Annotated in this window: 23 protein-coding genes and 1 tRNA gene; 4 read left to right on the top strand and 20 right to left on the bottom strand. The window is 27.6% G+C overall.

The genetic code is table 11. The features are described from left to right. Positions 1-41: 41 nt before the first annotated feature. From ACZ5CK_RS02925 to ACZ5CK_RS02905, 5 genes are all read right to left on the bottom strand, one after another. A complete protein-coding gene (locus ACZ5CK_RS02925; protein WP_464582414.1) occupies positions 42-773 on the bottom strand; it encodes a winged helix-turn-helix domain-containing protein in 732 nt (243 codons plus the stop codon). A 25-nt stretch (positions 774-798) separates the two neighbouring features. After that, entirely contained in the window at positions 799-1,209 is a 411-nt protein-coding gene (locus ACZ5CK_RS02920; protein WP_464582413.1) for a thioesterase family protein, read from the bottom strand. Continuing rightward, a complete protein-coding gene (ftsH, locus tag ACZ5CK_RS02915; protein WP_464582412.1) occupies positions 1,172-3,085 on the bottom strand; it encodes an ATP-dependent zinc metalloprotease FtsH in 1,914 nt (637 codons plus the stop codon). Before ftsH ends, ACZ5CK_RS02920 begins: the two co-directional genes overlap by 38 nt. Further along, the gene (gene tilS / locus ACZ5CK_RS02910; protein WP_464582411.1) at positions 3,072-4,022 is read right to left on the bottom strand and encodes a tRNA lysidine(34) synthetase TilS; all 951 of its coding nucleotides are present in this window, start codon (positions 4,020-4,022) and stop codon (positions 3,072-3,074) included. Before tilS ends, ftsH begins: the two co-directional genes overlap by 14 nt. 262 nt (positions 4,023-4,284) lie before the next feature. Further along, a tRNA-Thr gene (locus tag ACZ5CK_RS02905) sits at positions 4,285-4,359 on the bottom strand. Between the two features lie 99 nt (positions 4,360-4,458). Here ACZ5CK_RS02905 and ACZ5CK_RS02900 point away from each other — a divergent pair. The 3 genes from ACZ5CK_RS02900 (at position 4,459) to ACZ5CK_RS02890 (ending at position 7,721) form a co-directional block, all read left to right on the top strand. Beyond that, entirely contained in the window at positions 4,459-5,349 is an 891-nt protein-coding gene (locus ACZ5CK_RS02900; RefSeq protein ID WP_464582410.1) for an HD-GYP domain-containing protein, read from the top strand. Between the two features lie 298 nt (positions 5,350-5,647). Beyond that, positions 5,648-7,246: an IS1634 family transposase gene (locus ACZ5CK_RS02895; protein ID WP_464581035.1), complete on the top strand. Its 1,599-nt coding sequence runs from the start codon at positions 5,648-5,650 to the stop codon at positions 7,244-7,246. Positions 7,247-7,364: 118 nt separating this feature from the next. After that, on the top strand, positions 7,365-7,721 hold the full coding sequence (locus tag ACZ5CK_RS02890; RefSeq protein ID WP_464582409.1) for an HD-GYP domain-containing protein: 357 nt from the start codon (positions 7,365-7,367) through the stop codon (positions 7,719-7,721). 85 nt (positions 7,722-7,806) lie between these two features. Here the strand turns inward: ACZ5CK_RS02890 and miaB are convergent, their stop codons facing one another. The 15 genes from miaB to ACZ5CK_RS02815 form a co-directional block, all read right to left on the bottom strand. Beyond that, complete coding sequence (gene miaB, locus ACZ5CK_RS02885) at positions 7,807-9,156, bottom strand: tRNA (N6-isopentenyl adenosine(37)-C2)-methylthiotransferase MiaB (protein ID WP_464582408.1); 1,350 nt, start codon at positions 9,154-9,156, stop codon at positions 7,807-7,809. Positions 9,157-9,230: 74 nt separating this feature from the next. Further along, entirely contained in the window at positions 9,231-10,046 is an 816-nt protein-coding gene (gene rpsB / locus ACZ5CK_RS02880; protein WP_464582407.1) for a 30S ribosomal protein S2, read from the bottom strand. A 92-nt stretch (positions 10,047-10,138) separates the two neighbouring features. Further along, positions 10,139-10,504, bottom strand: a complete 366-nt coding sequence (rsfS, locus tag ACZ5CK_RS02875; protein ID WP_464582406.1) for a ribosome silencing factor — start codon at positions 10,502-10,504, stop codon at positions 10,139-10,141. Positions 10,505-10,519: 15 nt separating this feature from the next. Continuing rightward, positions 10,520-12,346: a glutamine--fructose-6-phosphate transaminase (isomerizing) gene (gene glmS, locus ACZ5CK_RS02870; protein WP_464582405.1), complete on the bottom strand. Its 1,827-nt coding sequence runs from the start codon at positions 12,344-12,346 to the stop codon at positions 10,520-10,522. 12 nt (positions 12,347-12,358) lie between these two features. Next, a complete protein-coding gene (gene plsX / locus ACZ5CK_RS02865) occupies positions 12,359-13,351 on the bottom strand; it encodes a phosphate acyltransferase PlsX (protein WP_464582404.1) in 993 nt (330 codons plus the stop codon). 2 nt (positions 13,352-13,353) lie between these two features. Next, positions 13,354-13,539, bottom strand: a complete 186-nt coding sequence (rpmF, locus tag ACZ5CK_RS02860) for a 50S ribosomal protein L32 (RefSeq protein WP_464582403.1) — start codon at positions 13,537-13,539, stop codon at positions 13,354-13,356. Positions 13,540-13,561: 22 nt separating this feature from the next. Beyond that, complete coding sequence (locus ACZ5CK_RS02855; protein WP_464582402.1) at positions 13,562-14,119, bottom strand: YceD family protein; 558 nt, start codon at positions 14,117-14,119, stop codon at positions 13,562-13,564. 184 nt (positions 14,120-14,303) lie between these two features. Next, positions 14,304-15,266, bottom strand: a complete 963-nt coding sequence (locus ACZ5CK_RS02850; protein WP_464582401.1) for an RluA family pseudouridine synthase — start codon at positions 15,264-15,266, stop codon at positions 14,304-14,306. Further along, on the bottom strand, positions 15,248-15,706 hold the full coding sequence (gene lspA / locus ACZ5CK_RS02845; protein ID WP_464582400.1) for a signal peptidase II: 459 nt from the start codon (positions 15,704-15,706) through the stop codon (positions 15,248-15,250). Before lspA ends, ACZ5CK_RS02850 begins: the two co-directional genes overlap by 19 nt. 1 nt (position 15,707) lies before the next feature. Then, positions 15,708-16,526: a CheR family methyltransferase gene (locus tag ACZ5CK_RS02840; RefSeq protein ID WP_464582399.1), complete on the bottom strand. Its 819-nt coding sequence runs from the start codon at positions 16,524-16,526 to the stop codon at positions 15,708-15,710. Positions 16,527-16,536: 10 nt separating this feature from the next. Next, positions 16,537-17,310 (bottom strand): hypothetical protein, encoded by a 774-nt coding sequence (locus ACZ5CK_RS02835; RefSeq protein ID WP_464582398.1) that lies wholly within the window; start codon positions 17,308-17,310, stop codon positions 16,537-16,539. Positions 17,311-17,352: 42 nt separating this feature from the next. Beyond that, a complete protein-coding gene (locus ACZ5CK_RS02830) occupies positions 17,353-18,105 on the bottom strand; it encodes a YebC/PmpR family DNA-binding transcriptional regulator (protein WP_464582397.1) in 753 nt (250 codons plus the stop codon). A 21-nt stretch (positions 18,106-18,126) separates the two neighbouring features. Next, positions 18,127-19,527, bottom strand: coding sequence for a PP2C family protein-serine/threonine phosphatase (locus tag ACZ5CK_RS02825; protein ID WP_464582396.1), 1,401 nt, complete (start codon positions 19,525-19,527; stop codon positions 18,127-18,129). Next, complete coding sequence (locus ACZ5CK_RS02820; RefSeq protein ID WP_464582395.1) at positions 19,528-19,887, bottom strand: response regulator transcription factor; 360 nt, start codon at positions 19,885-19,887, stop codon at positions 19,528-19,530. 2 nt (positions 19,888-19,889) lie between these two features. Beyond that, positions 19,890-20,444, bottom strand: a complete 555-nt coding sequence (locus ACZ5CK_RS02815) for a TIGR03936 family radical SAM-associated protein (RefSeq protein ID WP_464582394.1) — start codon at positions 20,442-20,444, stop codon at positions 19,890-19,892. 87 nt (positions 20,445-20,531) lie between these two features. Here ACZ5CK_RS02815 and ACZ5CK_RS02810 point away from each other — a divergent pair, with 87 nt between their 5' ends. Next, a complete protein-coding gene (locus tag ACZ5CK_RS02810; RefSeq protein ID WP_464582393.1) occupies positions 20,532-22,556 on the top strand; it encodes a transglycosylase domain-containing protein in 2,025 nt (674 codons plus the stop codon). Positions 22,557-22,571 lie beyond the last annotated feature (15 nt).

Here is a 22,571-nt window from a genome sequence, read left to right as displayed (position 1 = left end):
ACCTATTTCAAAAAAGCGACAGACTCACCTGTCGCTTTAATTTAATAATCTAATTTTTCTTTTCCTGGATCTCTAAATTTATATCCTTTTCCTCTAACAGTGATAATATATTTAGGATTCGAAGGATCTTCTTCTATCTTTGTTCTCAATCTTCTAATATGAACATCAACTGTTCTAGTATCTCCAAAATAATCATATCCCCATAATTTATCTAATAATACATCTCTACTAAACACTTTACCTTCATTTTTTGCTAAAAATGTTAATAATTCAAATTCAAGTGGTGTTAATTCAACTGGATTTCCTCTAATTAAAACTTCGTATCTTTCTGTATCAATTTCTAAGTCTTTTGCAATAATTTTTTTAGGACCTTCTTCCTTTATTTGCATAGCTTGCTGTTGCCTTCTGAAGATAGATTTTATTCTTGCAATCAATTCTCGTACATTAAATGGTTTTGTGACATAATCATCACTTCCCAATTCTAAACCTGCTACCTTATCAGCCGGATCGTCTTTAGCACTTAAAATTAAAACTGGAGCATTCTTGAATTTATCATTGCTTTTTACAGTTCTAATGAAATCAAAACCATCCATAGAACCTGGTAACATAATATCAACAATGAAAAAATCCACCTCTTTTTCTTCAATAACCTTAACTGCTTCATCAGCATCCGAAGCTAAAACTACATCGTATCCTTCTTTTGTTAAATTAAAATTTAACATTTCAGAAATAGCTGGATCGTCTTCAATAATCATGATAACTTTTTTACCCATTTTTTTGTTCCTCCCTTCAATATAACTAAATTAATTTTGATGATTTCTCATTAGTTTTTCTTTTTAATGCCTTTTTACTAACAATAACCTTTTTAAACTCTGCCTCAGCTATTTTTTCAATCTCATCATATACTTCAACAAAAAACTTTACTTTATTTTCTTTTACATAAACAATTTTAAATTTCATATATACTTTAAATCCATAAGGTGTTGGTGCAATATGATTTATTTTCGCAGAAGAAACTACCGCTACATACTCAGGAATAAACGGTTCAAGAATTTCTGTAGATGCTCTAAAAATTTCTTCTAATAATGCTGTGGTAGAAAGTAAATTAAAATCTTTATATTCTTCTCTTTCTGACCACAAAAAACTTTCATCATTTACACTAAACGAATAATTAAACTCCTTCCTCTCCAGTTTCTTTATTTCTTTCAAAATCACCTCCATCATCTTCCACCTCCTCAGATGAGGAATCGCTTTTTTTCACCCCTAATAATTCATTTAACTCCTCGCCACTCAAGGTTTCCTTACTTAATAACACATTTGCAATTTCATGTAATTTGTCCATATTTTCTGACAAAATAGCTTTTGCTTTATCATATGATTCTATAATTATTCTCTTTATCTCATTATCTATTTCGTTTGCAGTTTCTTCACTATAATTTTTCATCTTAGCCAATTCTTTTCCCAAGAAAACCTCTTCCTCTTCCGCCCCCCATGCAACTGGTCCCAATCTTTCACTCATGCCAAATTTTAATACCATAATTCTTGCATATTCTGTAGCTTTTTGTAAATCATTCGCAGCACCACTAGTTATCTGATTAAACACAAGTTCTTCTGCAGCTCTACCGCCAAGAACTCCAGTTATTCTATCAAGAATTTCATCTTTAGTCATCAAATATTTATCCTCTAATGGCAATTGTAGAGTAAACCCTAAAGCTTGATGACCTCTAGGAACTATTGTTACTTTGTGTACCGGATCAGCATTAGGGAGTAGCGCTCCAACAATTGCGTGTCCTAATTCATGATATGCAATGATTTTTCTCGTTTTATCCGAAAGAACTCTGCTTTTTCTGGCAGGACCAGCGATAACTCTATCTATAGCCTCTTCTAATTCATCCATCTCAATAATTTTCTTCCCTTTTCTAGCTGATAATAAAGCAGCTTCATTTATTAAGTTTTCAAGATCAGCACCAGAAAAGCCTGGTGTTCTTCTCGCTAAAACAGCTATATCAATACTTGGAGAAATAGGTTTTCCACGCATGTGGATTTTTAAAATTTCTTCTCTCCCTTTTACATCTGGTAAATCTAATATTACGTTTTTATCAAATCTTCCTGGTCTTAATAATGCTTTATCTAATATATCTGGTCTGTTAGTTGCAGCCATTACTATAATTCCAACTCTTGGATCAAATCCATCCATCTCAACTAATAATTGATTTAATGTTTGCTCTCTTTCATCATGGCCGCCACCAAGGCCTGCACCTCTTTGCCTTCCAACTGCATCTATTTCATCTATAAATATTATAGCAGGCGCATTTGCTTTGGCTTGTGCAAACAAATCTCTAACTCTTGCTGCACCAACACCTACAAATAATTCCACAAAATCAGAACCACTTATATAGAAAAATGGAACTTTCGCCTCACCAGCTACTGCTCTTGCTATCAATGTTTTTCCAGTACCAGGAGGTCCTACTAATAGAATTCCTTTCGGCATTCTCGCTCCCATTTTATTAAATACTTGAGGATTTTTTAAAAATCTGACTATATCTTCTAATTCTTCTTTTGCTTCATCAACACCTGCAACATCATTAAAAGTTACTTTTTCTTTTTCAGGGTCGTATTTTCGAGCAGGACTTTTTGTGAAATTCATCCCTTGCGGCCCTCTCCCTGTTAAAGGCCTCAACATTAACATCCATAAAAATATCAGTATTATAAATGGAATTACATAACTTAATATTCCATATAACCAACCAGATGTAACATCCTGTTTAAAGTCTACTTCAATATTTTTATTTATCAATTTATCTACTAAATTCGCATCTCTCAATACTATTGGAGCGAATAATTCATAAGTCTGCCCATCAATAGTTTTTATGTTCAAGGTTCCAGTATCTTTAACTAAAACTTTAGAAATTTTTCCTCTATCAACCATATCCATAAATTCTGTATAACTAATTGTTAAACTCGTTGAGTCTACAGTCATGCCTCTTATAATAAAAAATATTATAAGACCTATGACAAAATAAACAGCGACTATTCCAAGTAATCTTTTTCTATTATTACTATTAGGTCCTTTATTTTCCGCCAAGAGTATTTACCTCCTTTGATATATAGAGCATGTTTTTTTCTTTTGTAATGGACAAATTATTTATCTTTCTTTTCCCTTTAGATTTCATAGTTAATATTTTCAATACTTCTTCTTTGGATGGTGGAAATTCACCGAATTCCAAAAATACCATTCTTAAAATTTCACTATCAAAGAAATCATTTTCTATCTTCAAAATATATTTGTTATCCTTAAAAACCACTCTTTCATTATATTTATTATTAATATATTCCCTATATTGCCAAGTTATTTCTGAAAATCTAAAAACAGCATCTTCATATTTCTCATTTATCTCTGCAAACTTTGGCAATATTTCATGTCTAATCTTATTCCTAGCATATTTTGTATCATAATTTGATTCATCAACAACATATTTAACATTGTTAATTGTAACATATTTTTCTAAATTTTCAAAATTTAAACTTAATATCGGTCTTGTAACATTTTTGTATATTGGCATTATACCACCAATTCCTAATATTCCTGTTCCTTTTATTAATCTATATACTACCGTTTCTGTTAAATCTTTGGAATAATGAGCTATTGCTATTTTATCATACATTTTATTATCTAGAATCTCATTAAAAAAAGCATACCTGAGTTTTCTTGCTGCTTCTTCTATTCCCATTTTATTTTCTTCAGCATACTTCTTTACATCAACCTTTTTAGAATAAAATGGTATACTTCTTTTTCTACACTCTTTATTTACAAAATCTTCTTCTTGATCAGCAGTTTCTCTCAATGAATGATTAAAATGAGCTACTCCTATAGAAATATTCAAATTTTCTTTTAATTTATGCAAGATATCTAACATAACCATGGAATCTCTTCCACCAGAGACTCCTAATAAAACTCTGTCACCTTCTTCATACATATTATATTTTCGAATAAATTTTAAAACTTCAAACTCCAATTTCATTTTTCACATCTCCAATCTTCACCTATAATAATTATAACATATTTTTTTATTTATTTTAAAAAAGTTTTCAACTACATCATATGATGTCTAAAAAGTTAGTCATTAGTTATTTACGAAGCAAAAGCTTAAGAAATTTTCGAACCTTCATTTCTTTTTAAACTTTTTTAATATTCGATAATAAATAAAAAAATTCTCCTGAAAGGAGAATTTTAGTTTAAGGTCTCTACTAAAAATATCTTAAATATTTGCTAAGCAAAACTTCTGGAGCCGGTGAAGGGAATCGAACCCCCAACCTACTCATTACGAATGAGCCGCTCTACCCTTGAGCTACACCGGCATGTTCCAACATATTATATATTTTAAATTTTTTTTTGTCAAGAAAAATTTGTCAATTTTTTATTAAAATATGATATAATTTTTTAGAAGGAGGGATTTTATGTCATTTAAAATTTATAATTTATATGATTCTACAAAATTAACTAAAGGTTTATTACACTCGTTCTTTTTCAAATATGTTAATGATTATAATGATGCTGAATTAATAATATCTAATAAAAGATTGGATACTTCAAAAACTTATATTTTATTAGAAAGTGAACAACTATTCTTAATCGAGAAAGATAATTATCTTTTCAAACTTGATTTTTCAACAGAAAACTTTCAATTAATTTTATTAAAACTCCTTTCTAAGTTTTTCAATGAATCTCCTTTTGATTTATTATATTTGTTGGAAGAAAAAAGAAAAGAAGTTGCTGAATTTATCAAAAATTTAATTGTATTATTTGAGGTAGAAGATAAAAAAAGTAGCATGAGTCATACCCAGCGTGTTGCATTTTATTCAAAAAAATTTGCTGAATATTTAAAAAAATCTGATGATGAGATAAATTTAATATACGATTTAGCAATGTTACATGATATTGGAAGAATTGGAATTGAACAATTAATGCTATTTTCTAAAACAAGAATTTATGATCTTGAAGAATGGGATTTGGAACACACAGTTGCAGGATCTATTTTTTTATCCAACAGAAAAGAGTTATGGTATGCTATGGATGTTGTCAGGCATCATCATGAAAATTGGGATGGAAGCGGTTATCCTGACCATTTAAAAGGAGAATCAATACCTTATTTAGCTAGATTTATAGGTATTGTTGATTGGTTTGATCTTGCAACTCACACGGCTACATCTGAACATTTTGGTATATTAACTCCAGAAGAAGCTATAGAATATATAAAATTTAATTTAGAAAAAAAATTTGATCCAATTTTAGGAGAAAAGTTTATTAGTTTTATTAAAGAATTTCTTTCAAAAGAAAAATTTATTTAATTATTACACTTAAAAATATTATTATTCTATTTTTAGTATATATAATAAATACAGCCTGAAAAATCAGGCTGTATTTTATATTTTATTATACATATGACTCTATTTCCTGACTTTGACACAAAAATGGCGATTTTTGGGTAAATAGGACGGTAGAATGCGGGTTTGAGGTGCGTATTTTTCAGGAAGTCGAAAAAATGTGTGGCTAACTTTTGTTACATATAATTAACTATACATATTGTTATTTAGCTTCTTTTAGTGGTATAATATATATGACAACCACTAAAAGGGGATGATTATAATGTATCCTAAAATATCAAAAGTTAAAGGTAAGAGATATTTAAGGATAATGGAAAGTGTAAGAGAAGGTAAGAAGGTTAAACAAAAGACAGTGGTAAATTTTGGAAATGTTGATAATTACACTAAAAAAGATATAATTAAACTTGTAGATAGTTTGTTAAGGATATTTGAAATAGAAGGATACGAAAAAATAGATGATGATTTAATGGAAGAAATAGCAAGAAAGAATTACGGAATACGATTAATAGTAAATAAGATATTTGACAGATATGAAATGAAAAGATATTTTGAGAAGATGAATACAACATATGATGTAGAAGAGATGTTAAAAATAATGGTAATGAATAGAATAATAGAACCGAGGAGTAAATTAGGAATATTTAATAATTTAGAATATTTAGGATATACACCAGTAGAAGTTAGTGAAGGAAAAGAATTAGAAAAAGATGAAGTTATGTTGCATTGGTTGTATAGAACATTAGATGTATTAGCAGAAAATAAAGAAGGTATAGAAAAACATTTGTATAATCAAAGAATAAGTTTGTTTAATACAACAGTAGATTTAGTATTTTACGATGTAACTACATTAGCCTTTGAAACACAACAAACAAATGAGATATTACAAATGGGATATTCAAAAGATAAGAAATTTAATGAATCACAAATAGTATTAGGTATGTCAATAGATCAAGATAAAATGCCAGTGAGTTTTGATATATATCCAGGTAATACATTTGAAGGACATACATTTAAAGATGCAGTTGAAACAATGAAAAAAGAATATCAATTAGGAAAAGTAATAGTAGTATCAGATAGAGGAATGATGAGTAAAAAAAATATAGAAGTAGTAGAAAATTCCAATTATGAATTCATAGTAGGTAAATCAATTAAACAATTAAAAAAAGTAAATATATTTGATGGAGAATTCATAGAAATAGCAAAAGGAATAAAATATAGAGAAGTTCAATACGATAATAATAGATTACTCATAATATATTCAGAAGAAAGAGCTAAAAAAGATAGAGCAGATAGACTTAGATTAATTGAAAAAGCAAAGAAAATGCTTGAAAATAATAATGTAGATTCAATGAATAAAAGAGGAGCTAAAAAATATTTAAAAGAAGAAAATAAACAGAATTATATATTAGATAATGAAAAAATAAAAAATGATGAAAAATACGATGGATATTATGGAATAATGACAAATACTAAATTAAATCCAAAACAAATATTAGAACAGTATCATACATTATGGAAAGTAGAAGAAACATTTAGAACATTAAAAAATTATCTAGAAACAAGACCTATATTTCATTGGACTCCTAAAAGAATAAAAGGTCATATAGTAATGAGTTTCATATCTTACATAATGCAAAGAACATTAGAATTAGAACTAGAAAAAAATAACATTGATTATTCACATGAAAAAATTAGAGAGACTATTAAAAATATGGAATATTCAGAAGTAAGATTAAAAGACAAATTATTTGCATTAAGAGCCAATTTAAATGAATTTCAAAAATCAATATTAAAAATATTAGAAATAGAAAAACCTAAAAAAATGATGGATTTAGATGAATTTAAAGAAAAATACTTCTAAAATACGCATGAATAGCTAAAAAGAGGGAGGTGTGTGGCTAATTTCTCTTTTTACAAAAAGTTAACAATCGCTGTTTTTCTTATTATTTCTCTTTTTGAGAATTTGAGTTACAAAAGTAGTGTCAAACTCAGGGGATTTGGAACACACAGTTGCAGGATCTATTTTTTTATCCAACAGAAAAGAGTTATGGTATGCTATGGATGTTGTCAGGCATCATCATGAAAATTGGGATGGAAGCGGTTATCCTGACCATTTAAAAGGAGAATCAATACCTTATTTAGCTAGATTTATAGGTATTGTTGATTGGTTTGATCTTGCAACTCACACGGCTACATCTGAACATTTTGGTATATTAACTCCAGAAGAAGCTATAGAATATATAAAATTTAATTTAGAAAAAAAATTTGATCCAATTTTAGGAGAAAAGTTTATTAGTTTTATTAAAGAATTTCTTTCAAAAGAAAAATTTATTTAATTATTACACTTAAAAATATTATTATTCTATTTTTAGTATATATAATAAATACAGCCTGAAAAATCAGGCTGTATTTTATATTTTATTATACATATGACTCTATTTTATTAAAATTTTTCTCATTTTCCTTGGCTACAATTTCTCCATATAAAGGCCCTGCTGATATTTTATTAATTTTTATTTTTACAAATCTTCCTACTAAAATTTCTTCACTTTCAAAAATAATTACTTTATTGTTTATAGTCCTTCCTATATAAGCACCACTTTTAGTTTTATTTTCCTGTATAACCGTAACTATTTTATCTAAATATTTCTCATTTTCTTCATGATTAATTTGTTTTTGAATATTCATTAAATATTGAAATCTTTTGTTTTTAATTCTTTTTGGTATATCATCTTCATAATATTTCGCCGATATGGTTCCTTCTCTCGGGGAATACTCTGCTAAATTCAATCTTTCATATCTAACTTTTTTTATCAATTCAACAGTATCCATAAAATCTTCCTCAGTTTCACCAGGAAATCCTACAATAATATCGCCAGAAATAGTAACTTTTGGCACTTGTTTTCTTATTTTTTCAATTAAATCAAGATAAAATTCTCGAGTATACCTTCTATTCATCTTTTTTAATATATTATTACTCCCCGCTTGAACTGGCAAATGAAAATTTTTTGCAGCTTTAGCATTATTTGAAACCTCCTCAATTAATTTATTTGTTATATCTGTTGGATATGAGGTTAAAAACCAAATTCTTTTTATCGAATCAAATTTTGCAGCTTCTCTTATCAAAATATCTAGTTTAGGCTTTCCATCTCCAAAATCTTTTCCATAAGAATCAACATTTTGACCTAAAAATGTTATCTCTCTATATTTATTATCGTTATAATATTTTACCTCATTAAGAATATCTATTATAGGTTTACTCTTTTCGAAATGTCGAGTATAAGGAACTATACAATATGTACAATATTTATTACATCCGTAAATTATATTTATCCATCCATGATGTTTACTATATGGGTGCTTTGGTAAATCTGCTGTGATTTTATCAAAATTATCTGAAAAATCAGAAAACCTTTTTCCTTGTTTAGCTTTATCATACATTTTTTTTATATTCATATAATTTCTTGTTCCAAAAACAAAATCTACACCATGAAATCTTTTTAGAATATTTTCTCTTTCCTTTTCTGCAACACATCCGCCAACAGCTATTACTAAATTTTCATTCTTTTTCTTTAACTTTTCATATTGACCAATAGCGCCATATAATTTATGTTCAGCCTTTTCTCTAACTGCACAACTGTTTAAAACTATAAAATCTGCTTCTTGTGGATTTTCTGTCCATTCGAAGCCTTCTTTTTCTAATACTCCCGTCATGATTTCAGATTCATTTACATTCATTTGACAACCAAATGTCTTGATATAAAATTTCATTTATTCACCTCCAAAATTTAATAAAATCCCGGAGATAACCCCGGGATCAATTTTTTTATTTAATTATCTTCTAATTACTCCTTGTCTTCTTCAACTATTTCTCCATATTTTTCTTCTGCTTCTACTTTTGCCTTCGTAACTTCTTCTACTGCATCTACTACAGTTTCTTCGTTTTCTGAAGATGCGACGACTTCTTCTTCACCCATTCTTCCTTCTCTTCCTTCTATGTAAGCATCAGCAATCTTTGATGTTATTAACTTTATTGCTCTTATTGCATCATCGTTTCCAGGAATTACAATATCTATTGGATCAGGGTCACAATTAGTATCAACTAAAGCAATTACAGGCAATCCTAACATATTGGCTTCTGCAACTGCTATCTGTTCTTTTCTAGGATCGATAAGGAATAATAAATCTGGTATTTTTTTCATTCCTCTTAAACCACCAAGGTTTTTATCTAATTTTTCATAAACTTTTTTTATTTTACTTTGCTCTTTTTTAGGCATTTTTTCAAATTCTTCAGAATTAACGAATTCGTCTAATTCTTCTAACTTTTTAATTCTCTTTTTGATTGTTGGGAAATTAGTTAATAATCCTCCTAACCATCTGTTATTTACATAATATGCTCCTGCCCTTTTTGCCTCTTCTGCAATAATTTGTTGTGCTTGTTTTTTAGTTCCTACAAATAATATAACTTTTCCCTCAGCAGCTTGATCTCTAACAAATTCATACGCTTCTTCTACTGCTTTTAAAGATTTTTGCAAATCAATAATATAAATACCTTTTCTTTCTGTGAAAATATATGGTTTCATTTTAGGGTTCCATCTTCTTGTTCTATGCCCAAAATGTACCCCAGCTTCTAAAAGTTGTTTCATACTAATAACTGCCATACCAACACCTCCGAGTTTTTGGTTTTTACCTCCACCGCACTATGTTTCCGACCTTTTCAGGCACCGAGGAAACTCCATAACGGTGTGTGAGGTTATTTTAAATCAATATTAACTCTTTCTGCATTTATCCACAAATTTTCTAAATCATAAAATTCTCTTGCTTTTTCAGTAAATATATGCACTACAATACTACCACCATCAACTATTAACCATTCATATCCCTTATCTTTATCATAATATAATAATTCATGATTTTTCTCTTTAAATTTTTCTACAACACTATCCCTTAATGCGTTAATATGTGTTTCAGAATTACCCGTAGCTATAATAAAATAGTCTATCAATAAAGGAGAATTCCTCATATCTAATACTTTTATATTTATACCATCTTTTTCATCTAAAACTTTAACTAACTCTTTAACCAAATCAAAAATTTCCTCTTCTGATTTTATCTTCACTAATTTTCACCTCCATTACTCCACTGTAACACTTTTAGCTAAATTCCTTGGTTTATCCGGATCTAAATTTCTTAATACTGCAACATAGTATGAAAACAATTGAATGACTGGAGCCATTAATAACGGGTATAATGCTTCATGCGTTTTCGGAACCATTATATATTCATCTGTTAATTGTTTTATTTCATCATTTCCTTCTGTTGTTATTGCTATTATATTTGCATTTCTTGCTTTAGATTCCATTAAATTAGATTTCATTTTTTCATATAATGAATCTTTAGGAATTATAGCAAATACTGGAAATTGTTCGTCTAATAATGCTATTGGTCCGTGTTTCAATTCTCCGGCTTGATATCCTGCTGCATGTATATAACTTATTTCTTTTAATTTTAATGCTCCTTCTAATGCTGTTGGATAACCAAATCCCCTGCCTATATACATCATATGTTGATAACTCACATATTCTCTTGATAATTCTTTTATTTTTTCATTTGTTTTTAATACTTTTTCATATAATTCTGGCATTTTTTCTATGTTTTTTAATATATCTTTTATTTCTTCATCTAAACCTTCTCTTAATTCTATTATTTTAGCACCTAATGCGTATAATATTGCTATTTGAGCTGTATATGTTTTTGTGGCCGCAACTCCTATTTCAGGCCCTGTATTCATATATATTGCACCATTAGATTCTCTTGGGATTGTTGACCCATATACATTACTTATTGTTATTACCTTTGCTCCTTTTTCTTTTGCTATTCTTATACCTTCTAATGTATCTATTGTTTCACCTGATTGAGATATTGCTAACACTAATGTATTTTTATCCACATGAGGATTCATATATCTAAATTCTGAAGCTACTTCTATATCCACATCTACTTTCGAATATCTATTCATAAAATATTTAAAGGTTAAACCAGCATGGTAACTTGTTCCACAAGCTACTATAAATATCTTCCTTAATTTTTTTATTATAAATTCTTTTAAATTATCTATTTCTGTTATTATTGGTTCTCCATTTTTTATTCTTCCAGCAATTGCTGCTTTTAATGCATCTGGTTGCTCATTTATTTCTTTTAACATAAAATGAGCATATCCACCTTTTTCTGCTGCTTTTTCATCCCAATCTATATATACTGAATCTTTGTTTATCTTTTCACCATTTATATTATAGAATTCTATATTCCCTGGTTCTAATACAGCCATTTCATTATCGTTCATAAAATATACATTTTTTGTATATTTTATTATTGGAGTAATATCAGATGCTAATAATGCATAATCATCATTGTATGCTACTACTAAAGGACTTCCTTTCCTTACTGAAACTATTTTTTTCTCTTCAGAATGTATTACACCTATTGCATATGCACCATCTAATCTTTTTATTGCTTTTAATACCGCTTCAAACAAATCATCGTTATAATATTCTTCAATTAAATGAGCTATTACTTCTGTATCAGTTTCTGATTTAAATTTGTGTCCTTTTTCTATTAATTCTTTTCTTAACTCTTGAAAATTTTCTATTATCCCATTATGGACTAATGCTATTTTTCCTGTACAATCAGTATGGGGATGAGCATTTAAATCTGTTACTCCACCGTGTGTTGCCCATCTTGTATGAGCTATTCCTATGTTTATGTTATTATCTATCTCATTTCCTAATTCTTTTCTTAAATTTTCTATTTTTCCTGTTGTTTTTATCAATTCTATATTATCTTCTTGAGAAAAAGCTATCCCAGATGAATCATATCCTCTATATTCTAATTTTTGTAATCCATTAATAATATCTTTTACTTTTACATCTTTTTTCCCTACCAATCCCACAATTCCACACATCACAATTACCTCCTACAACAATTCTTTTATCTTTTCCACAATATTTTCCTCAACTGCTTTTTTAGCTACTTTTAATGCATTTGAAATAGCTTCACTATCTGATGAACCATGTGCTTTAATCAAAATACCATTAATCCCTAAGAAAAAAGTTCCGCCATATTGTCTATAATCTAAACTGGATTTTAAACTATACAATGTTTTTTTCATCATTAAAGCACCTATTTTAGTTAAAATATTACCTTTAGATATTTTTTCTTTTAATTCAGATAATATATAATAAGCTGTTCCTTCTATTGTTTTTAATGTTGTATTTCCAGTAAAACCATCAGTAACAATTACGTCAATATCTTTTTCAAAAATATCTCTTCCTTCAACATACCCAACATAATTTATTCTTTCATCTTTTTTTAAATACTCTGCTGCTTCTTTTACAAGCTTTGACCCTTTGCTTTCTTCTGTTCCTATATTTAATATTTGAACTTTAGGATTCTTTATACCAAGAAACTTAGCAAAAGCTATTCCTTCTTTGGCTAAAGATATAAAATGCGCAGGTTTTAATTCAGCATTCGCTCCTCCATCAACTAAAACCCTTGGTTTCCCACCTTTTCCTGGTAATGGAATAACTAATGCGGGTCTATCAATTCCTTTTATTCTACCTGTAATAAAAGTCCCAGCAGCTAATAGTGCTCCTGTACTCCCCGCACTTACAAAAGCATCTAATTTACCCTTTTTCATCATTTCATTACCTACATATATCGAACTTTTCTTTAATTTTAAAACTTCTGTAGGTTTTGTATGGTTGTCAACTATATTTTCTGCTTCAACAAATTTAACTCTATCGATCAATTCTTTTGGAATATCCTTTTCTAAACTTCTTTCTCCCCCAATTAAATACAACTCATCAATAAAGTTATTTTTTAAAGCAAAAATCGCGCCCTCTAAATTAGAATTGGGCGCGTTATCTCCACCAAATAAATCCAAGCCTATTTTGGCTTTTTTACTCATTATTAATCTCCTATTTCCAATATTTGTTTTCCGTTATAGTAGCCACAGTTCAAGCATACTCTATGGGGGAGCTTTGGTTCTCCACAATTTGGACATTTTACTACATTTACCTTAACTGCTTTGTATAAATTTGCAGCTCTTCTTCTGTGTGTTCTAGCTCTGGATGTTTTTTGCTTAGGTACAGCCATTTATAATCCCTCCTAAAATTTATTATTTTTCCTCATCATTAAATAAATTTAATAATTTTTCCATTCTTGGATCAATATACTCTTCTTCATGAGAATGATTTGGATTTTCATTTAAATCAATACCACATACTGGACATAAACCTTTACAATCTTCTTTACATAATGGTTTATCTGGAATTTCCATTAAGATTGATTCTATTATTCTATCAGTTATATCTACTTTGCTTTCATTAAAAAATATAATATTATCTAGGCTTTCCAATTTTTCGCTTTTTGTATATAAATATTGCAACTTTTCATCAATATAATAAGCTTCTATTTCTCCTAAAATAGGCTGTTCAAATTCCTTTAGACATCGCGAACATATTAATTTTATTGTTAAAGAAACATTTCCTTTTATTATAAAACCTTCAGAATTTTTTTCTATCGAGAAAGCAACATCTACAGGAGAAACTATATTAAACACTCCTTCAGGGGTATCTATTTTTTCCCACTCTAAACTAAAAGCAAAGTTTTCTTTTTCTTCTATTTTATCAAGATCGTAAATTAATCTAGGATCTCTTAATTTATCATTTAACATACAAAACACCTCGCGCTTTATTTTACGACAATATTTTTTAATATATAACAAGAGTATGTTAATTTTCTGTTATATTTTTCATTCTTTTTCTAAGTTTGGAATATCCAAAAAGACAAAATCACTCAGACAGCTTGATTACATGTCTTAAAATAAAGGAAATTATAAAATAATGTTCTTTATGAAATCAAACAATCTTTGAGTCTTTGTCTCTTTTATACTTTCTGGAAACCTTATCTAAATTTATAATTGCGCTTTTAAAATCCTGCGGAATTGGAGCTACAAATTCCATCCATTCATTTGTTCTTGGATGATACAATCCAAGTTTTATAGCGTGTAACATCTGCCTACTAATATCATATTTATAATCTCCAGAAGGATTTCCGTATACTTCATCACCCAATAATGGATGTCCTATATACTTAAAGTGAACTCTTATTTGATGCGTTCTACCAGTTTTTAATCTAATCCAAACTAATGATGATATATTTTTAAATTCCTTTATAACTTTATAAGCAGTTATTGATTCTTTACCTCCTGGAACAACCGCCATTTTTATTCTTATATTCGGATGCCTTGCTATTGGCGCATTTATTTCTCCAGCTTTCTTTTTTAATATACCTTTCACTAAAGCAATATAATTTTTTTTTGTTTTTCTTTCTTTAAATTGTTTACTCAATGATTGATGAGCTAAATCATTTTTTGCTATTACTATAGCTCCTGATGTATTTTTATCTAATCTATGAACAATTCCCGGCCTTATTTCTCCACCTATACCTTGTAAATCTTTACAATGATATAGCAATGCGTTTACTAATGTCCCATTGACTTTATTATATACCGGATGAACAATCATAAAAGGTGGTTTATTCACTACTATGATATCTTTATCTTCATATAATATATCTAACTGAATATTTTCTGGCAATACTTCTATTACAGGTGGTTTATCTGGAACTTCAATAGATATAATTTCTCCATTTTTTACTTTATATGAAGGCTTTTTTAAATTACCATTAACGATTATTTGCCCTTGCTTAATAGCTTTTTGCACGTAATTTCTTGAAATCCAGTCCGGGACCTTTTCAACTACATATTTATCTAATCTCCATCCATCTTCTCTATTGGTTACTAGAAAGTTTTCTTCCACGAATCTTTACTCCCTTTTAAATTCAAATAATAAATAGCCAGTAAAATTCCTCCTATTGTAACAAAAGAATCTGCCACATTAAAAACCGAAAAATATTTTACACTAAACATATCAACTACATATTCGATTCTTATTCTATCATAAATATTCCCTAAAGCACCACCTATAATAAATATTGTGGCTAAATCAAATAAAAATGATTTATTTCTCCTCAAATGGATTTTTCTATAAATATAAATCACCGTAACAACAAACGTTGCAACAATTCCCATTATAAAAGGATGTCCTTGAAACATACCAAAAGCTATACCTGTATTTGTTACATACGATAATGTAAAATAATCTCCTATTATAGATATTGTTTTTCCATTTAAATATTCTTGAGCAATTTTCTTTGTTATTTGATCAAATATTAGTATAAATGGAATCAACCAATCCAATTCAATCACTCACTTTTTGGTAAAAAAATGGTTCTATTACTTCTAATCCCAAACTTCTATAATTAAAAATCCTTTCAGTAGATCCTACAAATAATATTCCGCCTTTTTTTAATGAATTTGCAAAATTTTTATATAATTCATTCTTTGCATCCATATCAAAATATATAACAACATTTCTACAAGAAATTAAATCTACATTTTTTTCAAAGGAATCCATTAAAAGATTATGTTGTTTAAACGTAACTCTCATTTTAACAAAAGACAATATTTCATATTTATCTTTATCTATTTTTCTAAAATATTTTTTTCTTATATCCTCAGGAATGTTAACTAAAGACCTTTCATTATATATACCTTTTTTGGCTTTTTCTATTACAAACTTATCTAAATCTGTAGCTAGCACTTTTATATTTTTAGGTGCCTTTAACTCTTCTAATAATATTGCATGGGTATATGGTTCTTCACCTGTAGAACAACCTGCACTCCATATTTTTGTTTTTGTGCCGCTTTTTTTTAAAATTTCTGGTAATATTTTTTTCTTTAAATAATCCCATTTTTCAGGATTTCTAAAAAATTCTGTTACATTAATAGTTAGTTTGTCTAAGAATTCATCCCATAATTTATTACTCATTTTCAGATCTTTAAAATAATCTTTATAGCTTTTATAAGAATATTTTCTCATAATCATATCAATTCTTCTTCTAACCCTATGTTGTTTATAACCTCTTAAATCAAGTTGAAAATGTTTAGCAATATTATCTAATAGCCATACATATTCCTTATCATCATATGGTGAAGAATATAAAGTTTTTTCATCCATAATAATCCTCCTAAAATTTAAAATTAAACTTAATTCCAATACTTTTATTTGAATTAATCATAAAAAGAATATCATTATTTATAATAGGTATATTGATTTCAAATTTATTTCCTTTCATATAAAAAAAGGAATTTCTTATATCATTCTCATTATTTTTGAAATTTAAATAAGCATAAATATTTTTATTTATAAAAATAGCATAAAATTTTTCCTTGGATAATGTAATTATATTATTACCAAATACCATAAAAATTCCATAATCATATTTTTTACTTAATGTATTTGAAAAAAAACCAAATTTTAAGCGATTTCCATAATAATATCCTAATGATGTTTCAGAAAAGTCATATAAATTTATCCAATAAAAATAATTACTATTTTTACTCTTAAAATTTATTCCAATCATTCCATTAGAAACACTATAAGATAATGGATTATTAAAAAAAACATTTGAAAAAGATAAAATGAAAGAATCTTTCAACCATAGAAAATAATCTGGATCATTAAATATACTATTTTTATATCTATAATTTATACTAAATCCAGGTTGATAAAATTTTAAGTAATTTAAAATTTCGTTTATTCCAGGTACCTTTATATAATTATTACTTTCATTACTCGATTCAATATAAAAATCAATATTAGCAACATACAGGTTAGTTGCTTCAAAATTATAATTATAATCTAATTTTATTTCTCCTTTATTTGTATACGAAACATACATATTATTACTATATACAAAAATTCCATATATTAGAAATATTAATATCAACGTTTTTTTCATAAATCACCTTTTAAAAACAAGGGGCCTAAAGCCCCTTATAAATTACATATTTTGAGCTAAACGTTCCATTTCCTCATCATCAATTTCAAAATTCGCAAATACTTCTTGAATATCATCACTATCTTCTAATGCATCAAGAAGTTTTAATAATTTTTCAGCATCTGAACCTGCTACTTTTACTGTTGTTTTGGGAATATAAGTTAAAGTAGCTTTTACTGAATACCCCATATCTTTTAGAGTATCCCTAACTTGTGCCATATCATCCGGTGAAGCTATAACTTGTATTTCGTCTTCTTCAATAACATCTTCAGCACCAGCATCTAGAGCTACCATCATAAATTCATCTAAATCAGAAACTTCTTCTTTAGGAACTGTAATCATAGCTTTTCTTTCAAAATTCCAAGCAACTGCTCCACTTTCTGCTAAACTTCCACCATGTTTTGATAAAATATGTCTTACTTCTTGAGCTGCTCTGTTTTTATTATCTGTAAGAGCTCTCATTATTATAGCTACTCCTGCAGGACCATATCCTTCATACATTATCTCTACATATGCATCTCCTTCAGTTCCACCAGCACCTTTTTTTATTGATGCCTCAATTTTATCTTTTGGCATATTTGCTTCTTTAGCTTTTTCAATAGCAGTTCTTAATCTTGGATTTGATTCTGGATCTGCTCCACCTTCTTTAGCAGCTACAGTTAATTCTCTAATTAGCTTTGTGAAAATTTTAGACCTCTTGGCATCCTGTGCAGCTTTTCTATGTTTTATATTTGCCCACTTGTTATGTCCTGACATAATAAAATACCTCCTTTAAAATCATTTTGATTTAATTATCATTATTGTTGTATCATCATGTTGAGGCGCTTCCCCAACAAAAGTATCTAATTCACTAATTAAGTTATCTACAATTTCTTTTGCTGATTTATTTTTATTTTCAATAAATATTTTAGTAAGCCTTTCCATTTCAAATTCTTCACTATCCTTATTTCTAGCTTCTGTTACACCATCTGTATATAATGCAATATATATATTATTATTATATTCTAATTTTTGACTATCAAACTCAAAATCTCCCATTATTCCAACAGGCATATATTCAGCTTCAAAAGTCATCAATTCATTATCTTTCATTACAAGAGTCGGATTATGACCACAGTTAATCATTTCAATATTTTTGTTTTTATAATCCAACATTATAAAAATAGATGTTACAAATCTATCTTGCGGAATTTCTTTAGAAATGTAATTATTTAAATTTGATACAATAGTAGTTAATTGATTCTCTTTTTCTAACTCATGACGTAATATCGATCTGAAAGACGTCATTATTAATGCAGCAGGAACACTTTTTCCTGAAACGTCAGCAAGAACTAAAAACACTTTATCTCCAAGATCAACCACATCATAATAATCGCCACCAATATCATAAGCGGGTCTATAAAACGCTTCTATATCCACATTTTCAAATTCTGGAATTTCCTTAGGTAAAAGAGATTTTTGAATTTCTGATGCTATCCTTAATTGCTCCCCTAATTTTTCTTGTTCTATTTTTTTATTTAAAAAATCTAATGTATCATAACTAAAAGCAATTTGTTCAGCAATCGATTCCATAATTTTTCTATTGCCTGCAGTAAATATACCTTTTTTAGAACCATAAAACAGAAAAAAACCCCATGTTTTAATCCTGGACTCAATAGGAATAAACATTATGGGAATTTCTTCATCAGTTAATGGATTTCTTTCGAAGATAATCGGCTTTATTTTATTGGAAGCGTTTAAATAATCGATAATATCAACAGTGTTATTAAAATCTAATTTATTAAAATCCGCATGAAGAATGCTAAAATCTTTTCTTGGTGGAAAATCAGAAAACTCCCCCACTATAATGTCTTCATAAGATATTATATCATTTACTCTTTCTAATATTCTATCCATGGATTTTCTCGGATCAAGCGTTTCATGTAAAATTTTTCCAATATCCAAAACAGCGGTTAACTCTTCATACAGCTTCGACAACTCTTCAACTTGAGCTTCTAATTGTAAAGAAAATTCTTCAAGTTGTACTCTATAATTCTCGCTTTCTTCTAACAATTTTTCAACTAAATTCTTTACTCTGCCTTTAATTTCTTCCAAGCTTTTAGGTTCATCCTTATAATACTTAATTTTACTATTTAATTCCCGATAAATTTCCAATCCATATTCGGTGGCTTTATCCATTTATTCCACCACCTGTTTAATAATATCTACTATATTTTTAGGGCTGAAGGGTTTGGTTGCCACTTTAAATGCTCCTAAAGACAGGGCAAGTTGTTCATCTTCTTCTCCACCTTTAGCTGTAAGGACTAATATCGGTAATTTAATGTTTTCTTCCTTTAATTTTTTTAATACTGTAAATCCATCCATTTTTGGCATCATTATATCCAAACATACTGCATCTGGTTTTAATTCTTTTATTTTATTTAGACCTTCTTCACCATCCTGTGCTTCAAAAACTTCAAAACCTTCTTTTTTAAAATTAAAAGATAAAATTTTTCTCAAAACATTAGAATCATCTACAATCAAAATTCTTTTGCTCAAATTCAATCCCCCCAAATCGCATCGCAAACAATAGGATAAAATGTAAAATCACCTTTCATATCATCAAATGTTTTCCATATATTATAAATTTTATTATATCTTTGTTTATATTTTAGCACATAAATACCTTGTTTATTAATTTGATAAGACAAATCTAAAAATTTTTCTTTAATCTTTTCATCTAAAGATATTTTTTCTTTAAATCTTAAAAATAAATTTTCTGACATATATACTTTAAAAACATAATAATCAATTTTTAATTTATAATTTTCTTCAACTGGTTTATACTCTATTAATTTGAAACCTTCTGATACATAATTGTTAAAATTTGAAAAATTTTGAGGTTGTTTTGTATTTAATAAAACATATAATACTCTATTTATATATCCTAACGGAACAGCTTGTGAAATACTAATTTTTGGTTTTGAATGAAATCCTTTTGTATATTCCATATCTATTTTAGATCTTCTAAACATTCTCTCAAGCTCTTCCAATGTATCATTATGCGAAATATATATTGATTTAGCATATTTTTTAAATTTTAAAAGATATTTCAAAACTCTCACTCCATTATATGATATAATATTTAAGTAGAGATATTATATACTATTATTATTAAAATCATTTTAAACGGAGGAATAGAATTGAAATATTTTTTGTCCGGAGTTATTATAGTTATTATAACAGGATTATTATTACTTTCTTATGCACATAATCTTTATTTAAAAAAGTCCATATTTTCTTTTGATAGTAATTATAACACTTACCTTTTTTCTGATGGCACTGAAATTTTACCTCCAAAATTTATTTATAAAAAATTAAATGAAGCGCCAATTGACTTACTTTTTACTTTATTATGGTCTGAGGATAGAGATTTTTATGGGCATCCCGGCTTTAACTTGAAAGGAATTATTAGATCTATAATAATAAATTTAACAAATAAAACATCATATGGTGGAAGCACAATTACACAACAAGTTGTTAAAAATATTTATCTTACTAGAAAAAAATTGATTAGTAGAAAAATTTTAGAAATATTTATATCTTTTTGGATTGAAAAAAATTATTCAAAAAATGAAATATTAGAATCTTATATAAATATTGCATATCTGGGAAATGATATTTACGGTTTTGGTGCTGCTTCAAAAAGATATTTCGGTAAAGATTTGAAAGATCTAGATTTAAGTGAAATCTCTATATTAGTTGGTATAATAAATGCACCTGAATATTACAACCCATATAAATACCCATTAAGAGCTAAAAATCAAGGTTTAATTATATTAAACTCTCTATTATACAATAAATTAATTTCTAAAAATGAATATAAGAAATATACTCAAAAATTAAATTCTATTACATTTAAAAAACCAAATTTTGATGAAAATAATTTACAGTTAGTGCTAGCCATAAAAAACGAAGAATCTAAATTAAATCTGAATGGTGGAGGTTATGTAATAAAATCTACTATTAATAGAGATTTATTTGAAACTGTAAAAATTTCATGGCAAGCTTCACAGAGTTCAATAATAATTAATAACAAAACTGGAGAAATTTTAAGTTTTTTTGGAAATCAATATGATGTTTTCTATTCAAAAAGACAAATTGGTTCTACAATAAAACCATTTTATTATTTATTAGCTTTAAATAAAGGATTTAATCCTGATTCAAAACTAATTGATGAGCCATTTAAAATAGGAAATTGGTCTCCACAAAATTTCGAAAAAACATTCAAAGGGGAAGTAACGCTTAAAGAAGCATTAATAAATTCTATAAATATACCTTCTATTCATTTATTTCTAAGTTTGGAAAATTCCCCGCAAAAATCCGTATCCCTTGTTGAAAATTTCTTAAAAAATATTGGCATCGATGGATATTACCCTGAAGATATTACTCTTTCTTTAGGAACATTGGAAAGCAATGTTTATAACATAGCTAGAGCTTATACCATATTTCCAAATTACGGTTTAATACCAAAAATTTATATTATAAATGAAATATATGATAAAAATGGCAATTTAATTTTTAGAAAAATACCTGAAATAGAGAAAAAAATCCAAAATGTTAGTAATGAATCATATAGCTTAATAAACTCTCTTTTAAAAAGTGTCGTATTCGAAGGAACAGCAAAAACTTTATTTTCTAACAAAAAAGATTTTTATGGAAAAACTGGTACCGCAGAATCATCTGTATGGTTTACAGGATATGATGGAAAAATTTCACTTTCAGTAAGAAAAGATGGAAAATTTTTATTATCTACAACACACGCTTTGCCAATTGCACGAAAAATTCTAAATAACTATTATTCTTATAACCCTGTAATTAAAGTTCCTGTATTTTATTTTAATTCATCTAAAACATCAACTGATTATTTTGAAGATTTTATTATAAACAAAATAAGTCCAGAAAAAATAAATATTAGCAAAAAAATATTTTTAAATAATATACAAAACTATGAGATGCTATTCCCAGATTTATATTTAAAATATATTAAAAACATCAAAAATGAAAATTTCAATCTGTTTGAACTTGATAATACAGAAATAAAAGAGGTTAAAAAAGATTTTGATTTAGGAGAAAAAGAGATATATAATAAATTCATTAAAGAAAAACTATTTCTTGATTATTTTTTCCCAGATTTATATAATGTTATAGAAGATATCACTAAATAAACAAAAAAGAAAAGA

The sequence above is a fragment of the Marinitoga okinawensis genome (assembly GCF_055387075.1).
Note: the sequence above shows the minus strand (reverse complement) of the source record. Positions and strands in the feature narration are given on the sequence as shown.

Excerpts from the sequence above, each read along its gene's own strand:
- rpmF (WP_464582403.1), bottom strand. The coding sequence starts at position 13,539 with ATGGCTGTACCTAAGCAAAAAACATCCAGAGCTAGAACACACAGAAGA.
- glmS (WP_464582405.1), bottom strand. The coding sequence starts at position 12,346 with ATGTGTGGAATTGTGGGATTGGTAGGGAAAAAAGATGTAAAAGTAAAA.
- ACZ5CK_RS02835 (WP_464582398.1), bottom strand. The coding sequence starts at position 17,310 with ATGAAAAAAACGTTGATATTAATATTTCTAATATATGGAATTTTTGTA.
- rpsB (WP_464582407.1), bottom strand. The coding sequence starts at position 10,046 with ATGGCAGTTATTAGTATGAAACAACTTTTAGAAGCTGGGGTACATTTT.
- plsX (WP_464582404.1), bottom strand. The coding sequence starts at position 13,351 with ATGAGTAAAAAAGCCAAAATAGGCTTGGATTTATTTGGTGGAGATAAC.
- ACZ5CK_RS02895 (WP_464581035.1), top strand. The coding sequence starts at position 5,648 with ATGTATCCTAAAATATCAAAAGTTAAAGGTAAGAGATATTTAAGGATA.
- ACZ5CK_RS02830 (WP_464582397.1), bottom strand. The coding sequence starts at position 18,105 with ATGTCAGGACATAACAAGTGGGCAAATATAAAACATAGAAAAGCTGCA.
- miaB (WP_464582408.1), bottom strand. The coding sequence starts at position 9,156 with ATGAAATTTTATATCAAGACATTTGGTTGTCAAATGAATGTAAATGAA.
- ACZ5CK_RS02825 (WP_464582396.1), bottom strand. The coding sequence starts at position 19,527 with ATGGATAAAGCCACCGAATATGGATTGGAAATTTATCGGGAATTAAAT.
- ACZ5CK_RS02840 (WP_464582399.1), bottom strand. The coding sequence starts at position 16,526 with ATGGATGAAAAAACTTTATATTCTTCACCATATGATGATAAGGAATAT.
- ACZ5CK_RS02925 (WP_464582414.1), bottom strand. The coding sequence starts at position 773 with ATGGGTAAAAAAGTTATCATGATTATTGAAGACGATCCAGCTATTTCT.
- ACZ5CK_RS02900 (WP_464582410.1), top strand. The coding sequence starts at position 4,459 with ATGTCATTTAAAATTTATAATTTATATGATTCTACAAAATTAACTAAA.
- ACZ5CK_RS02855 (WP_464582402.1), bottom strand. The coding sequence starts at position 14,119 with ATGTTAAATGATAAATTAAGAGATCCTAGATTAATTTACGATCTTGAT.
- tilS (WP_464582411.1), bottom strand. The coding sequence starts at position 4,022 with ATGAAATTGGAGTTTGAAGTTTTAAAATTTATTCGAAAATATAATATG.